The 4,194-nt window shown below is 57.3% G+C and carries 5 protein-coding genes; 2 read left to right on the top strand and 3 right to left on the bottom strand.

Going from position 1 to position 4,194, the window contains the following annotated elements:
* Positions 1 to 101: 101 nt before the first annotated feature.
* Positions 102 to 1,166: a class II fructose-bisphosphate aldolase gene (gene fba, locus BDE01S_RS08770; protein ID WP_066080335.1), complete on the bottom strand. Its 1,065-nt coding sequence runs from the start codon at positions 1,164 to 1,166 to the stop codon at positions 102 to 104.
* A gap of 208 nt (positions 1,167 to 1,374) precedes the next feature.
* Between fba and BDE01S_RS08765 the strand changes: the two genes are divergently transcribed.
* Together BDE01S_RS08765 and BDE01S_RS08760 are read left to right on the top strand one after the other, a co-directional pair.
* Positions 1,375 to 1,803 carry an acyl-CoA thioesterase gene (locus BDE01S_RS08765; protein WP_066080332.1) on the top strand — a complete coding sequence of 143 codons (429 nt, stop codon included), beginning with the start codon at positions 1,375 to 1,377 and terminating at the stop codon, positions 1,801 to 1,803.
* Positions 1,804 to 1,805: 2 nt separating this feature from the next.
* A complete protein-coding gene (locus BDE01S_RS08760; protein ID WP_066080328.1) occupies positions 1,806 to 2,711 on the top strand; it encodes a tyrosine recombinase XerC in 906 nt (301 codons plus the stop codon).
* Between the two features lie 63 nt (positions 2,712 to 2,774).
* Here the strand turns inward: BDE01S_RS08760 and BDE01S_RS08755 are convergent, their stop codons facing one another.
* On the bottom strand, positions 2,775 to 3,968 hold the full coding sequence (locus tag BDE01S_RS08755) for an NRAMP family divalent metal transporter (protein WP_066080325.1): 1,194 nt from the start codon (positions 3,966 to 3,968) through the stop codon (positions 2,775 to 2,777).
* Positions 3,935 to 4,194, bottom strand: a 260-nt coding sequence (locus tag BDE01S_RS11590) for a hypothetical protein (protein ID WP_218015865.1), incomplete at its 5' end; no start/stop codon positions are given. The genes BDE01S_RS11590 and BDE01S_RS08755, both read right to left, overlap by 34 nt.

The following is a 4,194-nucleotide window of genomic DNA, read 5'->3' as shown; positions in this document are numbered from 1 at the left end:
TATATATCCGTTATCATGGCATACAGATAAAAAAAGGCCGTCTGAATATCCATGCAGATATTCAGACGGCTTTTTTTACATCAAATGCTTATTTCGACTGCTTATTTGATGATTTGTTCCAATTCGCCTTTGGCGTATTTTTCCGCCATTTTGTCTAGGGAAACCGGTTTGATTTTTGAGGCTTGGCCTTCGCAGCCGAATGCCAGATAGCGGTCAACGCAGATTTGCTTCATGGCTTCTACGGTCTTGCTCAGGTATTTGCGCGGGTCGAATTCAGACGGGTTTTCCGCCATAAATTTGCGGATGGCACCGGTAGAGGCCAGGCGCAGGTCGGTGTCGATGTTGACTTTGCGCACGCCGTATTTGATGCCTTCTACGATTTCTTCCACGGGTACGCCGTAGGTTTCGCCGATGCTGCCGCCGTGTTCGTTAATCACTTTCAGCCATTCTTGCGGCACGGAGCTGGAGCCGTGCATCACGATGTGGGTGTTGGGCAGGGCTTCGTGGATTTCTTTGATGCGGTCGATACGCAATACGTCGCCTGTCGGCGGGCGGGTGAATTTGTAGGCACCGTGGCTGGTGCCCACGGCAATCGCCAGCGCGTCCACGCCGGTATCTTTCACGAAGCGCACGGCATCTTCCACGCTGGTCAGCATTTGGTCGTGGCTCAGTTTGCCGACTGCGCCCACGCCGTCTTCTTCGCCGGCTTCGCCGGTTTCCAGATTGCCCAGTACGCCGATTTCACCTTCAACGGAGACGCCGCAGGCATGGGAGAAGTTCACCACAGTGCGGGTTACGTCCACATTGTATTCGTAGCTGGACGGGGTTTTGCCGTCGGCCATCAGCGAGCCGTCCATCATCACGGAGGAGAAGCCGAGCTGGATGGAGCGTTGGCACACATCGGGCGATGCGCCGTGGTCTTGGTGCATCACAACGGGGATATGCGGGAATTCTTCTACTGCGGCCAAAATCAGGTGGCGCAGGAAAGGTGCGCCGGCATATTTGCGCGCGCCCGCGCTGGCCTGCACGATGACCGGGGCGTTGACTTGGTCGGCCGCTTCCATAATGGCACGCATCTGTTCGAGGTTGTTGACGTTGAATGCGGGCAGGCCGTAGCTGTTTTCTGCGGCATGGTCGAGTAATTGGCGCATGGATACGAGGGCCATAAAAGTCTCCTGAGCTAGGGTTTCAAATGGGTTCGGCTTCAAATTATAATGGTTTTTGAATGAAAAAACTACACAGGGCTACACTTGCCTTTATATATTAATGAAATGCGGTGCGAAGCGCGGCGGGCGGCGGATTTTGCCCGTAACCGGTTTCGCCTGTGGCCGATATGGACGATAATAGCCGTCTGAAAACGATAGGAAATAAGCCATGCCGAAAATAGTCGTCGAAATGCCCGAAAACAGATTGTTTGCCACATATCTGGCGGTAGGGGTAGGGGATTTGAATTACGGCAATCATTTGAGCAACGATGCCGTTTTGCGGCTGTGCCACGAAGTGCGGATGCGTTGGCTGGCGGCGGCCGGTTGGAGCGAATTGGACGCGGGCGGCGCGGGGCTGATTATGGCGGACGCGGCGGTGCAGTATCTGGCGCAGGCGCATTACGGCGACGGGCTGCGGGTGGAAATGGGCGCGGCGGAAATCGGCCGGAGCGGCTTTGCGCTGCTGTATCACATCATCCGCGAAGCCGACGCTCGGAGCATTGCGCGGGTGCGGACGGGCATGGTCTGCTTCGATTACGCCCGCCAAGCCGTCTGCCGCTTGCCGGGGGCTTTGAAACACACTTTGGAGGCCGTCTGAAAATGAAGCCGTCTGAATTTTCCGAACATTATCCGGCCTATCTGCTGGTTTTGCAGCAGCAGGGAAAATCGGCGCATACCGTGGCCGCATACGGGCGCGATTTGGCGCAGCTGGACACGCTGTTGTCGGAAAACGGCTGCGAAGGGGATGCACTTGGCCGCAGCCATTTTATCGCAGCGTTTAAAAAACTGTCGCAGCGCGGCATCAGCGAGCGCAGCTTGGCGCGCAAATTGTCGGTATGGCGGCAGTATTGCGGCTGGCTGCAGCAAAACGGCCTGCTGGCCGCCGATCCGACCGTGGGTTTGTCGGCGCCGAAAGCAGGAGAGCGGCTGCCGAAAGCCCTGCAGCAGGAGCAGCTCAACCATATGTTGAACCAGAGCAGCGGCGACGAGCCTTTGTCCCTGCGCGACCAAGCCGTGTTCGAGCTGCTTTACGGCAGCGGCCTGCGCTTGAGCGAAGTGGTCGGCTTGGATATACAGGACGTTTTGCTGGACGCGGGCTGGGTGACGGTGATGGGTAAGGGCGGCAAGCAGCGGCAAGTGCCTTTGGTGGGCAAAAGCATAGAAGCCATACGCGCTTATCTGCCGCATCGCGCCGCTGCGGAGGGCGAGCGGGCGCTGTTTACCAACCGCAAAGGCAGCCGGCTCGGCCAGCGCCAAATCCAAAAACGCCTGCAGGCATGGTCGGCGGCGCAGGCGGGCGGGCAGCATATTTCGCCGCATATGCTGCGCCACAGCTATGCTACCCATCTGCTGCAGGCCTCGCGCGATATCCGCGCGGTGCAGGAATTGCTGGGGCACAGCAATCTTTCCACCACCCAGATTTATACCAAGCTGGATTTCGACCATCTGGCCAGAGTGTACGATGATGCCCACCCGAGGGCGCGCCGCAACAAGCGGGAGAAATAAAAAAAAGCCGTCTGAAAATAGAGATTTTCAGACGGCTTTTTTCAATCAGGCAAACAGGGGAAATCACCCTGTCAGCCCGCCCACATATTTCACGATGGTCACCAGGCTCAATACCGCCATCAGGCCGGTGACCACAACGCCGGCGGCCGTCATCCACAGCGGGTGTTTGTAATCACCGACAATTTTGCTCTTATAGGCCGCAATCAGAATCAGACCCAGCGAAACAGGCAGAATCAGGCCGTTGAGCGTGCCCACCAGCACCAGCACTTGCGCGGGGCGGCCGATAGTGGCGAACACGGCGGTCGAAATCACGATAAAGCCGATAATCCATTTGTTTCTGTTGCGCTCGATAGACGGGCTCAGTCCGGAGAAAAACGATACCGAGGTATAGGCCGCACCGATGACCGAGGTAATCGAAGCCGCCCAAATCACCATACCGAAAATCAGCAGTCCGGCTTTGCCCGCCACATGCTCGAACGGCGTGGAAGCCGGGTTTTGCGGATTGAGCGCCACACCTTGCGCCACCACGCCCAGCACCGCCAAAAACAGCACCACCCGCATCACCGAAGCAATCAGGATGGCGCGCACGGAGCTTTGGCTGACTTCCGGCAAAGCCGCACGGCCTTTGATACCCGCGTCCAGCAGGCGGTGTGCGCCCGCAAACGTGATGTAGCCGCCGACCGTGCCGCCGACCAGGGTAACGATGGCGATGGCGTCCAGTTTTTCCGGCACGAAAGTACGCGCGGCCGCTTCGCCCAACGGCGGATTGGCCTGCCATGCGACATAGATGGTCAGCGCAATCATGATGAAGCCCATCAGCTGCGCGAATTTGTCCATCGCCCGCCCCGCCTCTTTAAACAGGAAAATGCCGATGGCAATCATGCCGCTGATGACTGCCCCCGTTTCGGGCGACAGGCCGGTCAGCAGGTTCAAACCCATGCCCGCGCCGCCGACGTTGCCGATATTGAAAGCCAAGCCGCCGATGACGATTAATGCGGCCAAAAAATAGCCCGCGCCCGGCAGTACTTTATTGGCAATATCCTGCGCGCGCATTTCGGATACGGCGATAATGCGCCAGATATTCAGTTGCGCACCGATATCGAGCAGGATGGACAAAAGAATCACGAAACCGAAGCTGGCGGCCAAGGTTTGGGTAAACGTTGCCGTTTGGGTAAGGAAACCCGGGCCGATGGCCGAAGTCGCCATCAGAAAAGCCGCGCCGATTAGGGCATTGCGGCGGTCGGAAGATTGGGACATGGTGATACTCCTTTGTTGGTGTGTTTCCGGCCGGTATGCCGTCTGAAAAGGAATGCGCGGGTGCTTCTTTCAAACGGCACGGGAAAACCTTTATCGTAAAAAAATGGGAAACCTGCGGCTTTGCCGTATGACTTATAGCTGGAAACCTTTATTCTGCATACAGGAGGCTGAGCGCAGTCGAAGCCCTGCTTGCGGCTTTGACTGCGCTCAGCCGCTTGAAGAATAT

The organism is Bergeriella denitrificans NBRC 102155 (assembly GCF_001592185.1).
Classification (GTDB): domain Bacteria; phylum Pseudomonadota; class Gammaproteobacteria; order Burkholderiales; family Neisseriaceae; genus Neisseria; species Neisseria denitrificans.
The sequence above is the reverse complement of the archived record's forward strand: the minus strand, read 5'-3'. Positions and strand labels throughout refer to the sequence as shown.